The 13062-nt window shown below is 47.3% G+C and carries 12 protein-coding genes; 9 read left to right on the plus strand and 3 right to left on the minus strand.

What is annotated here, in order from left to right:
* Positions 1-9: 9 nt before the first annotated feature.
* Positions 10-648 carry a thiamine diphosphokinase gene (locus tag DESPODRAFT_RS08485; RefSeq protein ID WP_004072870.1) on the minus strand — a complete coding sequence of 213 codons (639 nt, stop codon included), beginning with the start codon at positions 646-648 and terminating at the stop codon, positions 10-12.
* Positions 649-732: 84 nt separating this feature from the next.
* Here DESPODRAFT_RS08485 and lptF point away from each other — a divergent pair, with 84 nt between their 5' ends.
* From lptF to DESPODRAFT_RS08525, 8 genes are all read left to right on the plus strand, one after another.
* The gene (lptF, locus tag DESPODRAFT_RS08490) at positions 733-1923 is read left to right on the plus strand and encodes an LPS export ABC transporter permease LptF (protein ID WP_004072871.1); all 1191 of its coding nucleotides are present in this window, start codon (positions 733-735) and stop codon (positions 1921-1923) included.
* Positions 1920-2999: an LPS export ABC transporter permease LptG gene (lptG, locus tag DESPODRAFT_RS08495; RefSeq protein ID WP_004072872.1), complete on the plus strand. Its 1080-nt coding sequence runs from the start codon at positions 1920-1922 to the stop codon at positions 2997-2999. The genes lptF and lptG overlap by 4 nt, the downstream gene beginning before the upstream one ends.
* A gap of 10 nt (positions 3000-3009) precedes the next feature.
* Entirely contained in the window at positions 3010-4308 is a 1299-nt protein-coding gene (locus tag DESPODRAFT_RS08500; protein ID WP_004072873.1) for a 3-deoxy-D-manno-octulosonic acid transferase, read from the plus strand.
* The gene (lpxK, locus tag DESPODRAFT_RS08505) at positions 4301-5479 is read left to right on the plus strand and encodes a tetraacyldisaccharide 4'-kinase (RefSeq protein ID WP_004072874.1); all 1179 of its coding nucleotides are present in this window, start codon (positions 4301-4303) and stop codon (positions 5477-5479) included. Before DESPODRAFT_RS08500 ends, lpxK begins: the two co-directional genes overlap by 8 nt.
* Positions 5480-5612: 133 nt before the next feature.
* Positions 5613-6515, plus strand: a complete 903-nt coding sequence (locus DESPODRAFT_RS08510) for a lysophospholipid acyltransferase family protein (protein ID WP_004072875.1) — start codon at positions 5613-5615, stop codon at positions 6513-6515.
* Positions 6508-7575, plus strand: a complete 1068-nt coding sequence (waaF, locus tag DESPODRAFT_RS08515) for a lipopolysaccharide heptosyltransferase II (RefSeq protein WP_004072876.1) — start codon at positions 6508-6510, stop codon at positions 7573-7575. The genes DESPODRAFT_RS08510 and waaF overlap by 8 nt, the downstream gene beginning before the upstream one ends.
* Positions 7568-8614, plus strand: a complete 1047-nt coding sequence (locus DESPODRAFT_RS08520; protein WP_004072877.1) for a glycosyltransferase family 9 protein — start codon at positions 7568-7570, stop codon at positions 8612-8614. Before waaF ends, DESPODRAFT_RS08520 begins: the two co-directional genes overlap by 8 nt.
* Positions 8611-9417: a glycosyltransferase family 2 protein gene (locus DESPODRAFT_RS08525; protein WP_004072878.1), complete on the plus strand. Its 807-nt coding sequence runs from the start codon at positions 8611-8613 to the stop codon at positions 9415-9417. Before DESPODRAFT_RS08520 ends, DESPODRAFT_RS08525 begins: the two co-directional genes overlap by 4 nt.
* A 20-nt stretch (positions 9418-9437) precedes the next feature.
* Here the strand turns inward: DESPODRAFT_RS08525 and DESPODRAFT_RS08530 are convergent, their stop codons facing one another.
* On the minus strand, positions 9438-10358 hold the full coding sequence (locus DESPODRAFT_RS08530; protein WP_004072879.1) for a glycosyltransferase family 2 protein: 921 nt from the start codon (positions 10356-10358) through the stop codon (positions 9438-9440).
* Between the two features lie 438 nt (positions 10359-10796).
* Here DESPODRAFT_RS08530 and DESPODRAFT_RS08535 point away from each other — a divergent pair, with 438 nt between their 5' ends.
* Complete coding sequence (locus DESPODRAFT_RS08535; RefSeq protein WP_004072880.1) at positions 10797-11717, plus strand: glucosamine inositolphosphorylceramide transferase family protein; 921 nt, start codon at positions 10797-10799, stop codon at positions 11715-11717.
* Positions 11718-11730: 13 nt separating this feature from the next.
* Here the strand turns inward: DESPODRAFT_RS08535 and DESPODRAFT_RS08540 are convergent, their stop codons facing one another.
* Positions 11731-12939, minus strand: coding sequence for an O-antigen ligase family protein (locus DESPODRAFT_RS08540; RefSeq protein ID WP_004072881.1), 1209 nt, complete (start codon positions 12937-12939; stop codon positions 11731-11733).
* Positions 12940-13062: the final 123 nt, after the last annotated feature.

Raw genomic sequence — 13062 nt, forward strand, 5'->3', positions numbered from 1 at the left:
GGCAGGCAATCACTCTTCCTTTGGTTTTATGACCAGTACGGCGCCGGACTTAAGACTGATTTTGGCCTCATCCTGTGTGAAAACATTGCTGATACCCATGGTCGAACCCATGCAAAGGTTTTGATCCGTCAAGGGGTACTCCAGTCCCTCCAGGGTCAGCCCTTTAACATGGTCTGATACCGGGATGACGGACAACAGGTCGCCGGGACGGCCCATGAGTGTCAGGTCGGAAACAACAACATGAATATCATTATATGCATCTAAGATCGTGGTCGGGATCCCCTGGTCTGCAAGTCTGCGCAGAAGGAAAATATTTGCCAGGGTATGGTCAAGCCGGGTGCTGGTGGCACCCATAATGAGAAGCTCGGTGCATCCATGGTCAATAGCATATGTCATGCACAATTCCATATCTGTCTGGTCTTTGCGTACCGGATGCTTTAAAATTTTAACCTGTTTTTCTTTATAAAATAAAAGGGTCTCTGTAGGAATGGAATCAAGGTCGCCGATGATAATCCCGGGAATAATGCCCATGTGGTGAAGATGAACTGCCCCGCCGTCTGCGGCAATAACCATATCCGCTTGTTGTATCCGGGGTAAAAGCCCGTCCGGCTCAGACAGGGTTCCGTTTGCTACAATGACTGTTTTCATAATTCTATTTTCATACCAGAAAAATAATATAATGCAAACAATAGTAATTGACACAATGTCCAGAAGTTCATATTTTCCAAGCCAATGAAGGTTTTCAAACGTATACATACCTATCTTTTTTTTGAGCTGATCCCGCCGTTTGCCATAAGCACCTTTTTTCTGACCTCGGTGTTTTTGATGACCCGGATTCCGGATATCACGAATATGGTGGTTAACTACAACTCCAGTATCACGGATATCCTGCTTTTGATATCCTATACCCTGCCGCGGTTCATGGAGTTTACCATTCCCATGTCGGTCATGATTTCGGTGCTTTTGACTATCATGCGCATGTCAGGGGACAATGAAATCATCGCCCTGAAAGGGGCGGGAATGTCTTTGTACAAACTTTTGCCGCCCGTACTTCTCTTCAGTGTGATTACCCTTTTAATCACCATGTGGGTGACGGTTTACGGGATTCCCAATGGCAAACTGGCCCTGAAGGTGAAAACCATAGAACTTGCCAGGTCCAGTATTGACGCAGCACTGCAGGAGCGCCAGTTCAACAGTCAGCTGAATGGAATCATGATTTACGTGGCCCATGTGGATATGGGCACCCGGGATTTGACGGACGTATTCATTGAGGACCGCAGGACTGCCGACATGGTTTCTATCTCAACCGCTCCCAGGGGACGCCTGGTGCGCCAGGGAGACCAGGATGTATACACCATCCGTCTGTATGACGGCATGATCAACCAGGTTAATGTTCAGAATCATTCCGTAACCAATATCAATTTCGGGCACTATGACATCAATGTCGACCTGACTGCCATGCAACAACATAAGTCCACGGAAGTGACAAAGGATTTTGATGAAATGGGCCTTCATGAACTGCTCCAGCGTATCAAAATCGGTTTTAAAAAACCTGAAATGGATAGGGAAGCACGTCTGGTTTTGCATGAAAAATTTTCCATTTCCTTTGCTTGTCTTGCTTTGGGGGTGTTGGCATTTCCCTTGGGTGTTCAGTCCATATCCTTAAGAAAATCAAGCGGATTTGGAATGGGAATCGGTTTTTTCCTGCTTTACTATCTCCTGCTGGCCTTTGGCTGGTCCGGCGGGGAGGCCGGCCGTTATCCGCCGGTCATTGCCATGTGGCTGCCCAATGTGGTTATGGGGGGGGCGGGCATTTTTCTTTTGATCCGTAATGCCAAGGAGCAGCCCGTACATCTGCCCCGTTGGATGCAAAATCTTGCGGCAACTGTCGTGGTCTGTTTCAGGAAAAGGAGAAAATCGTGATTAAATGCCTGCACAAATACTGGCTTAAAGAGTTTATCAGGATTTTCATTATTATCCAGGCATTGGTTATTATACTGTTTGTTTTTATTGATTACCTGTCCCATATGGATAGAATGCTTGAATACGATGTGTCTTTTGCCAGGGGCCTTTGGTATGTGCTGCTTAAGCTGCCGTATATGTTTGTTCAGTTCACTCCGGCAGGGCTGCTTCTTGCCGTTATTTCCGTGTTTGGTATTATGAATCGGAATGAAGAGCTTACGGCGTTAAGGTCTTCGGGGATCTCTGTTTATTTTCTGGTCAAGCCGGCTATTGGGGTCGGATGTCTTTCGGCCCTGTTGATGCTGTTTTTGGGTGAAACCCTGATTCCCGTGTCCATGGCCCGCTCCAACCACATTCGTTACCATGAGATGGTTGAAAACAAAGGGGTGGTTCATAGTCGAAAAGACTTCTGGATCCGTTCGGGTAAAATGCTGGTGCATATTAATTTTTTTGACCCGGCGCAAAAAACGGTGGCCGGCATCACATGCACCACCATGGGCGCAGGCTTCAAGATCGCCTCGCGTATTGATGCGGCAAAAGGGTATTATGACAACGGCCAATGGATTCTGGAAGATGTCACTGAACAGGTGTATGACCCCAAAATCGAAGACTATCAGGTGACCGCAAAGCCCAGCAAGGTCATAACCCTTGATCTGAACCCTGACGACCTTGGCCGCGTGGCCCAGAAGACCAACGAAATGAGTTATACCGAGCTTAGAGGGTATGTGGAAAAAGTAACGGCTGAAGGGTATGACGCCACCACTTATAAAGTGGATATGCACGGGAAGCTCGCCTTTCCCTTTATCTGTGTTATCATGGCGTTGACAGGGGCTGCCACGGGCATGAGGCGTTTTGTGAAAACCAATCTGCCCGTGGGCATTGCCGTGGGCATGGGATTTTGTTTTCTGTACTGGTTTGTATTCGGGTTTACGGCCTCTTTGGGCTACGCAAAGATCCTGCCGCCGGTGGTGGCCGCCTGGGTGGGCAACCTGGTTTTTTTATGCCTGGGGTCTATCTATCTGATTCAGACGGAATAATGCCGGTTTCATGATTTTTTTTTACCATATCATCACCCTGGGTCTATTCTTTTTGTGCCTGCCTTTTTTGCCGATTGTATGGATGTTTTCGGCCAAACGGCGGGCCAATCTATTACAACGCCTGGGCTTGTTTACCCGGATTCCTAAGAAAGAAGCCAATACGCACAGAATCTGGGTTCATGCCCTGTCGGTGGGAGAAGTGAACTCAAGTCTGCCCCTGGTAACCGCGTTTAAAAAAAAATATCCGACCCACCATATTATTTTTACGGCATCCACCAAAACCGGATTTGAGCGGGCCCTTGCGCTGATGCACCCGGGCCGGGCCGACTCCCCGGTTACGGCGGTGGGTTATTTCCCCTTTGATATTTGGTTTGCAGTGATGCGGGTGGCCTCACGCATTTCACCGGACCTTGTTTGTCTGGTGGAAACGGATTTGTGGCCCGGTTTTTTGTCTGTCATGCATCAATGCAAAATTCCAGTGGTCCTTGTGAATGCACGATTGTCCCCACGCTCTTTAAAGGGGTATCAGTGTATTGGGCCGTTGTCCAAACTGTTTTTTTCAACGCTTTCCTGTGTTTTGGCCCAAACCCGGCAGGACGCTTTGGGCTTTGAACAGCTTGGTGTGTCCGGGAAGCGTATTCAGGTCACCGGCAATATCAAGTTTGATCAGCCCTGTCCTATTTTATCCCGGGAAGAAGTTTCAACCCTGGTCCGGAATCTGGGATTTCACACGGGTGACCGGATAATGGTGGCCGGTTCCACCCACCCCGGTGAAGAACCCATGGTGGTCCGGGCGTTTATCCAGGCAAGACGGACAGCCCCTGAACTTAAACTTGTTATTGCCCCCCGGGATCCGGGCAGGTGTACCGCTTTGTTCAGGGAATTGCCCATAGCCGGGTTCAGGGTTGCATGCTACCTGGATCCGCTTGAAAGCAAGCAAGGTGCAGATATTATATTTCTCAACACCATCGGTATTCTGGCCAACGCCTATGCGCTTTGTACCGTTGCCTTTGTGGGTGGATCCCTGGTGGCCCAGGGCGGGCATAACCTTCTGGAACCGGCCATGTTCGGCAAACCGGTTCTTTTTGGGCCCCATATGACGGACTTTCGTGAAATGACCCAATTGTTTATCCAGGGCAAAGGCGGCATCCTGGTTGAAGACGAAAAAGCCCTGGCCGGTGAACTGGAACAATTGCTGCGCAATCCTGACCATTGCCGCCACACCGGACACAATGCCCGGCAAATTTTTAACGGCAACGCAGGGGCGATAGATGCCTGTTTAAGCCGGATGGAGGCGTTTCTTGATTAAAGCCTGGCTTGACCGGATAGAAAAACGGGTATTGCAGACCATGGAAAACCCTGGTCCCTTTTCGCCTTGTTGCTTTGATCAGGTGCTGGCCGGCTGTGCAAGTCTGTACAAAGCCTGCGTGAGACTGCGTTATACCATGTATGGGACCGGTTTTCTGAAATCCAGGGGCCTTGATTGCCCTGTGATCTCCATCGGCAACCTGGCTGTGGGGGGATCGGGTAAGACACCCATGGCAATCTGGCTGGCCAGGATGCTGGTGGAAAACGGGTTGCGTCCCGTGGTGATCAGCCGGGGTTACAGGGGGGCACTTGAAAAAGAGGCTGCTGTGGTATCGGACGGCCGGCAGGTGTTTTTGGATGCAAAAACCTGCGGTGATGAACCTTATATGATGGCCATGGAAAAAGCCTTTCCCGTGGTGGTGGGAAAAGACCGGTATAAGGCGGGCCTTATGGCTTTGGAAACCTTTGCACCGGATGTGATCATTCTTGATGACGGATTCCAGCACCTGAAATTGCGCCGGGACCTTAATCTGGTGCTTCTGGACTACAGGCAGCCTTTGGGGAACGGCCGCATGCTCCCGGCAGGCCGGTTGCGTGAAACGCTTGGTATGGCAAAGAATAGAATTGATGCCATTGTGTTCACCCGGTCTCCCCCGGATGTATTTCAATTGGACGCGTTTCACGGATCAGAGAGTCAATCCGCGGCAAACGACATCAGTGAAAAATTGCCGTCTGTGCCGGTTTTTTTCTGCACGAATGAACCCTTTGTGGCGCAATTATTTCCGGCGGGGAGCGATAATGACACAAAAAACTTTCAATCATGGATGCTGAAAGGAAAGAGAGCTGTTCTGTTTTCAGGCCTGGCCCGGAACGCGGTCTTTGCACACTCCGTGAGGGATCTGGGGGTAAACATTTCCGACCACCTTGAATTTTGCGACCATTGCAGGTATAACGGGCCTGATTTTAAACGGATTCTGGACCGGGCTAGGGCGTTGAATGTGGATTTGATCCTGACAACCCGGAAAGATTGGGTAAAGGTAAACCCGGCATACTTCAGGGATGTGACGGTTGCTGTCATTGACATTCGGTTGCGTTTTTCCAATTCCCAAGACCTGGAAAAATTTATTTTGGACAATAGGTTTGGCAGGCCGCAACGTCAGGGTTGTCCATGATAGTTTTTATATGAAAGTTTTGAGTATTGAGTATTGAGTATTGAGATTTAAAACAAGCTGTTTTTCTCAATACTCACTACTCATAACTCATATCTTTCATTGTTTGTTGTGTCCGCTAGGACATGGGGGTTATATGAATGATGATCAGATTTATCGGTTGTTGCGTCTTCTGGTGCTGGCCCTGGGCAGACTGCCCATTTGGCTGGCTGATTCTTGTGCCCACTTTTTAGGCCTGCTCTGGTTCAAAATTGACGCAAGACATCGAAAAATCACCCTGGAAAATCTTACCCGGGCCTTTGGCGATCAGATGACACCGGGCCAGATCAAAATACTTGGCAAACAGGTGTTTAAAAATATTGTGACCATTGTGTTCGAATTTGCATGGACCCTGAAGTTTGACCGGGATACATTTTTAAGCCATTTCACCATCAAAGGGGTGGAATATATCAAAGCGGCTCATGCCAGGGGCAAAGGGGTGATCGGATTGTTGTGTCACCTGGGGAATTTTGAAATGCTTATCGCCGGCATAGAGCCGGTGGGGGTCAAGGGATATGCCATCTATAGAAAATTAGATTTTAAGCCCCTGGACCGGCTGATCCGGGAAAATCGCAGTCGGTTTAACCTGGAAGTGATCCCCAAGGGAAAGAGCTCTAAAACAGCTGAAGCCATATTGAACCAAGGTCAAATCGTAGGGTCCCTTCTGGATCAGAGTGTGGACTGGTACATGGGCCCATTTGTGGATTTTTTTGGGGCACCGGCCTGTACCCACAGGGGCTTTGCCAAGCTGGCACTGAAAACCAAGGCGCCTGTGTTACCCATATATACGGTGCGTAAAAACCGGCATTTCACTGTGGAGTTCCTGCCTGAAATTCCCTTGGTGGAAACCGGGGACCCCATCAAAGATATTGAGATTAATACCCAGAACTATACATCGGCGATTGAGTCCCTGGTCAGAAAATATCCGGATCAGTATTTCTGGGTCCACAATCGCTGGAAAACCAAAAACTATTGCCCCTGGCCTAAAACAGATGACTAAAATCCGATTGAAAGACAGCAGCCGGGCACACATCCTGATCCGGGCCGCCAATTGGGTGGGAGATGCCGTTATGACTACCCCGGTGGTCCGGGCTGTGCGCTCAAATTTTCCCAGGGCCAGGATCACGGTGCTGGCCAAACCCTGGGTGGTACCGGTGTATCAGAACAACCCCCATGTTGACCATGTTATGGTGTATGAAAATCAGGGACGCCACAAAATGGGTTTAGGAACCCTCAGGCTGGCCAAAGATATGCGGTTTCAAAGGTTTGATCTGGCCATTCTGATGCAAAATGCGTTTGAGGCCGCACTGTTGGCATTCCTGGCCCGGATTCCCGAACGTTTGGGCTACAACACCGATGCCCGGGCCATGCTGCTCAACCGGTGCATCAAGATGGATCCTTCCCTGAAGAAAGGTCATCTCATTGATTATTACCTGGCCATTTTAAGCTCGGCAGGCCTTGACATTGCGGGCAGGGAGCTGGAGCTTTACCCGGATCCCCGGGACAGGGAATGGGCCCAGCGATTTCTTGATGAACAGGCATTGTCGGGTCCGGGTCGTCCCGTGCTGGGCATCAATCCCGGGGCCACCGGGGGGACGGCTAAACGCTGGTTTCCGGAACGGTACGCGCAACTTGCCTCAGGACTGGCAGCGCGCCACCGGACCCGGGTCATTATTTTCGGCGGGCCCGCAGATCGGGAGCTTGGGGATGAAATCTGCGCCATGGCCCAAGGGGCCTGCATCAACATGGCGGGCAGGACCAGCCTCTCCAAAGCCTTTGCCCTGATCAGTGCGTTAAACCTTTTTGTGACTAATGATTCCGGCCTGATGCATGTTGCCGCGGCCCTCAATGTAAATCAGGTGGCCGTGATCGGTTCCACCGACCATATTGCCACAGCCCCTGCAAATAAAAACAGTGTCATGGTCAGGCAGGCGGTTCCCTGCAGTCCCTGCCTGAAAAAGCAGTGTCCCACGGATCATAAATGCATGGATAAAATTACCGTGGATATGGTGATGGCGGCCTGCAACTCTTTTCTGGAAAAGGAGGGATTTAATGGCTGATGCCCAAAAGGATCTGTTTGCCGGGGTCAACCGGATTTTAATTGTCAAGCCCAGTGCCCTGGGGGATATTGTCCACGCCATGCCCTTTCTTTACGCATTGAAACAGCGGTTTCCATGGGCCAGGATCGATTGGGTGGTGGCCCATGGACTTCATACCTTTCTGGAGGGGCACCCCATGATCAACCGTCTGTGGGTGATTAACAAAGACCAATGGAAAAAACCGGCCCGGCTCAGGCTGACACTAAAGGAGATAAACGATTTGAGACGAAGGCTGGCGGAACAGCACTATGATGTGTGCATTGATTTGTCAGGCCTGTTTCGCTCCGGTGTGATTTCTGCGTTTTCCAAGGCCCCTGTCCGTTTGGGATTTAAAGAGTCGGATGAAGGCAGCCCCCTTTTTTATACCCATAAAATTCATGGATCAATGAACATTCACGCCATTGACCGGTATCTTGAAATTGCCCGTTTCATGGGCTGTTGCGTTGACAAGGTTAAATATCCGTTTGCGCCGTATAACCCCGTGCCTGATATTATGAAACAACTGCCGGATCAATATGCCATTATCTGTCCCTCTGCCGGAAAACCGGCCAACCGGTGGCACGCCTCAAAATTCGGGGCGCTTGCATCCATGCTGGACCTGCCTGCCGTGGTCATCGCCTCTGCATCGGAGGCGGATATTGCATTGGCGGTGGAACAATCATCAAAGGGAAACGCCGTGTCCATTGCCGGGAAAACAGGGCTGAAGGATCTTTTGCCGGTCATTGCAAAGTCGCGGTATTTTATCTGTAACGACACCGGACCCATGCATATTGCCGCGGCCCTGGATGTTCCGGTCTTTGCCATATTCGGACCGGCCAACCCGGTTCGGACCGGCCCCTATGGTTTTATCCACACAGTAATTCAAAAGGACCTGGAGTGTTCCCCTTGTTACGCCCATACCCCATGCAGACACTACAGGTGCATGGAAGAGCTGACCGTTCCTGAAGTGTTTGAAAAGATACAGTATGCATTAAAAAATAAGAAGGAAACCACCGTATGACTATAGTTTCATCCCCGAAGTTGTCTGTTTATATTATAGCGTATAATGAAGCCGATAAAATTGAAGCTGCATTAAAAAGTGTGGCCTGGGCGGACGAAGTGGTTGTTGCCGATTCCTTCAGCACCGATAATACGGCAAAAATTGCGCAGGATCACGGGGCCAGGGTGATTCAGCTCCCCTTTGAAGGGTTTGGCAAACTCAGGGAAGATGCCATCAATGCGTGCAGCCACGACTGGGTGTTTAGCTTGGATGCTGATGAGCGGTGTACCGAAATTGCAAAAAAAGAAATTATTAAGATCATAAATGATCCCAACAGCCTGGATGCATATTATGTCCCCCGTCGAAATTATTTTATGGGAAAATGGATCCGGCATGCAGGGTATTATCCGGATTTCCGCCAGCCCCAGTTGTTCAGAAAAGGTGTACTCAAGTTTATGCACGACGCGGTTCATGAACGGTACGAGGTGGTCAGTGACAGGAAATGCGGTTACTTTAAGTCCTTTATCTTTCAGATCCCTTTTAAGGATCTTGAAGAAATGTTTAGAAAAATGAACCGATATTCCACCCTTGGTGCCCAAAAGCTTAATGCGGCAGGTCAAAAGTCAGGGATGTTCAAGGCTCTTGCCCATGGCTTGTGGGCTTTGTTCAGCATGTATATTTTAAAACTGGGCTGCCTGGACGGTTGGCCGGGATTTATTATTTCTCTTAGCAGTTTTGAAAGTACGTTCTATAAGTACGCTAAACTTCACTTAAAACAAAAAGGACTGGACGTTTTTATTCACAATCCGTTGCCAAAGGTTTGATTCCTAATTTTTTTAAGGGCTCACTGGACGGCGGGGCATCCCTTCATATGCCAGATAAGAAGTTCATAGTAGAGCATGGCCTTGTTTTTTTTCCCGGTTGCAAAAAATAGAGTCAGCGTCCATACCGTTAGATTTATGAGCAAATCTGCCGTCAGCCTTACCATGATCAACGGCATATATACGCAGGAAAGCAAAGGAAAGTGTTTTTTATAATAAATTCGCCGGGACTGGGAAAAAAGCAGCCTTGATTTAATACTGTGGCCGACACTTTGTCCGCCTAAATGATAGATTTTTGCCCTGGGAACGATATATGAAAACCATCCATTTTGATGCATGGTAAGGGCTAAATCGGTCTCTTCAAAGAAAAAGAAAAAGGATTCGTCAAAAAAGCCTGCTTTTCTCACGGCTTCCATTTTCATGAGAATGCATGCGCCAATGCATGAGTCCACCTTTACCTCGGTGTGTGTGATGGAATGTTTGTTTTTCCGAAAGGGAGAGATGGTATTAATAAGGCTCTCATTAAACAGGAGGGTAAAAATACCTGGAAAGTAAGCAAAGGAGTTTTGTTTTGTTCCATCTTCATTTAACAGCTGACCGGCGCATATGCCGGCATCATCTTTTTCTTCCATAAAATCGCAAATTGCCTTCACAGCCCCCTGGGTCAGGATTGTGTCTGAATTGAGCAGGAGCGCATACGGGCTTTTCGTCTCTCTGAGTACGATGTTGTTTGCTTTGGCAAATCCAAGATTTTCACTGTTTTCAATCACACGGACATCGGGAAAAGCCTTAAGAACTGCCTTGGGACTGCCGTCGTGGGAGTTGTTGTCAACCACCACAACTTCAAAAGAAAGCTCTTTTATGGTTTCAAATACGCTTTTAATGCAGTTGAGAAGCAGTTCTTTTGTATTGTAGCTTAAAATAATAATCGTAACATCTGTCATGAATTGTGTTCTTCCCCGGATACTTTTATTGTTTTTTGCTAATTTGCAAGTTACGGTTGAACCATGCTTCTTCAGTTTCCGTCAGGGCAAAAACCCTGACAGCAATATATCATATGACCATTGGAAAATATATCTATTAACTCAGGAAACAATGCCAAAATTGTGAAAATAAATCGTTCTAAATCAAATTGTTCATCTATAGTCATTGTGTTTGAAGCCCAGATTTTCCACACTCTGCTTGTCGTTTTATAGGTTGATTTTTTTTGAATCCTGGATTCATCCAACGTTGCTCAATGGGGGTCTGACAATTGCATTCGATGTAAAGAGATGTTATTGGATGCAAAGAGATGTTATTAATTGACGGCTGCAATTTAATAAGCATAGTGAATTTCATATTTTTTTTAATAATATTAGTTGTTAGGATACATATAGCGCTTTATGATTAAGCTCCCCAACTTATTTTTTTATAGGAAAAAATTGGTTCCGCAAACGCCACCCCCTGATTGCCAATGGTCCATCGGCATCTATGAGGGTGTTTCCCCTTTTACCTTACAACCGCCTATCAATATAACCAACCCAATTCTATCCCCCTGTGACGTATCCGATGGACAGTCAATACTTGTCGCAGACCCTTTTGGTGTCCGGTATGAAGATAAGCACTACCTTTTTTTTGAATCTGAGGTGAAAACTAAAACCGGTTATAGAGGAAAGATAGCCTTGGCAAGCAGTGAGGACGGGACAACATGGCATTATGAGAAGGTTGTCCTTAACGAGCCTTTTCATCTTTCTTATCCTTATGTATTTATTTGGGAAAATCAATTTTACCTTATTCCTGAATCCAGACAATTCCGGCAGATTCGACTGTATCGTGCTGTATCATTCCCTTTTCACTGGGAACTGGATACCATCTTACTGAAAGGCAAGCGTTTTGCAGACAATAGTCTTTTTTTCTATAATGATATTTGGTGGTTGTTTACAGATTCGGGGAATTCGACTCTTAGGCTATATTTTTCCCAGCATTTGAAAGGTCCTTACAAACAGCATCAGAAAAGTCCGATACGCAAAAAAGATCCCCATTATGCACGCCCTGCAGGACGGGTGATTTTGTATCAAAATAACCCGATTCGTTTTGCCCAAGATACCTTGCCCATATATGGGAGTAAAGTATGGGGCTTTAAGATCACTACATTGACGACTAAAGCTTATAGTGAAGAACCCATTACAACCCCTGTCCTTGAGGCTTCCGGAGCTGGATGGAACAGCCATGGCATGCATACTGTTGACGCAACCCAATTGCCGGATGGCTCCTGGCGGGCTTATGTTGATGGATATGGATCGAGCAAGGGAAGTAGTGTCTAAGGTTAGGCGAAAACTAACTTTGCGGTGCAAACAGGGTTGCACTCATTAATGCAAAAAACCAGCCTTCAGCACTGTCTTTGAGCGGAGACGCGACCATACAGGCTGTTATGATGGTTAAGACAAAACCCCGGGCAAGCAGTATCCTTTTTTTCTTTTGTAACAATCGCGCATAGCACCATTGGGTGAGGAAAAAAGAGAGAAGAACCAAAATACCGACCAGGCCAAACTGAGCACCAGTCATCAAAAAATCGTTATGGGGATTGTCTGATCGATGAAATTGGGTTCCTTTTATCAATTTAGAGTAGGATGTTTGGAAGCTGCCTGTGCCTGTACCGATGAAAGGGCTTTTTCTTATAAGTTTAAGAGAATTTGTGTAGAATTCAAGGCGGAGACCGGAAGATGAGGTCCAACTTGCCGGTTTTCCGTAATTCCATCCCCTTATTTCATTGACTGCGATACGGGCTCTTGTTAACAAAGGATTGGATGGATAGACCCATAAAGAAAGCCCCATGCAAAGACAGATGATAGAGGCGATTACAATACTTTTGCGGTTGCTCCATGAAAAAAAATAGTACATAAAAAGGACAAGGCTAATTAGATGGCCGGTTCGCCCGTTTACCATGAATAATACATTGATTAAGGCCAGGAAACTGAATCCTGTCCATAGAAGTCGTGCTTTAAGTGTTTTAGCCGACCTGGCCAGCACTGCCGTAGCAAATACAGTAAATGCCATGAATGTATTGTGTTTGATGTGATCATGGAAAACATAACAGTCAAACGGGTTGCCCTTTACAGGTATAAAGCCCGGCACCATGCTGACCCGTATCAGATACGAGAGAAGAAGAATTATTCCCATGGCACCAATAAATGATATCAAAACAGCCCGGGTATTTTTTTCTTTCTTTAAATAGATCATGGCCATGGCTATGAATAGGAACTTACCGCCGTTCTGCAGGCTCTCAAGTATTTTTTCCTGCCCGGCACCGGTATAGGAAAGCCCTGCTATATGAATCAGGAAAAATGTACAGCCGGCCATCGCCACAGGGTTGGATTTTATGATAACTGTCAATTCTTTTAACGGGTTCTTGAAGTTGTCCAGAATCCAGAACAAAAGGAAAATTCCTAAGACCATATAGGTCATGGCCGTGGATACAGGGATGGTAGCTGCCAATAAAATCAGTGCGGAACTGCAGACTTTGCTTAAATTTATGTGTGATATCATTTTGCCAGCATTTGTTTAGTTGTGTCCGGGGAGTAAAAAAAGTTTTATTGGTCGGCTCATAAAAAAGTATTATCGTTTTTATGCATATCTCTCAGTTCATTGGGTATTTCGGCATAATAGTTC

Origin of the sequence: Desulfobacter postgatei 2ac9 (assembly GCF_000233695.2) — a bacterium.
GTDB classification, from domain to species: domain Bacteria; phylum Desulfobacterota; class Desulfobacteria; order Desulfobacterales; family Desulfobacteraceae; genus Desulfobacter; species Desulfobacter postgatei.

Bases quoted from the DNA above. Each gene is read 5' to 3' on its own strand.
- DESPODRAFT_RS08485 (WP_004072870.1), bottom strand. From the start codon at position 648: ATGAAAACAGTCATTGTAGCAAACGGAACCCTGTCTGAGCCGGACGGG.
- lptF (WP_004072871.1), top strand. From the start codon at position 733: ATGAAGGTTTTCAAACGTATACATACCTATCTTTTTTTTGAGCTGATC.
- DESPODRAFT_RS08500 (WP_004072873.1), top strand. From the start codon at position 3,010: ATGATTTTTTTTTACCATATCATCACCCTGGGTCTATTCTTTTTGTGC.
- DESPODRAFT_RS08510 (WP_004072875.1), top strand. From the start codon at position 5,613: ATGAATGATGATCAGATTTATCGGTTGTTGCGTCTTCTGGTGCTGGCC.
- waaF (WP_004072876.1), top strand. From the start codon at position 6,508: ATGACTAAAATCCGATTGAAAGACAGCAGCCGGGCACACATCCTGATC.
- DESPODRAFT_RS08520 (WP_004072877.1), top strand. From the start codon at position 7,568: ATGGCTGATGCCCAAAAGGATCTGTTTGCCGGGGTCAACCGGATTTTA.
- DESPODRAFT_RS08525 (WP_004072878.1), top strand. From the start codon at position 8,611: ATGACTATAGTTTCATCCCCGAAGTTGTCTGTTTATATTATAGCGTAT.
- DESPODRAFT_RS08530 (WP_004072879.1), bottom strand. From the start codon at position 10,358: ATGACAGATGTTACGATTATTATTTTAAGCTACAATACAAAAGAACTG.
- DESPODRAFT_RS08535 (WP_004072880.1), top strand. From the start codon at position 10,797: ATGATTAAGCTCCCCAACTTATTTTTTTATAGGAAAAAATTGGTTCCG.
- DESPODRAFT_RS08540 (WP_004072881.1), bottom strand. From the start codon at position 12,939: ATGATATCACACATAAATTTAAGCAAAGTCTGCAGTTCCGCACTGATT.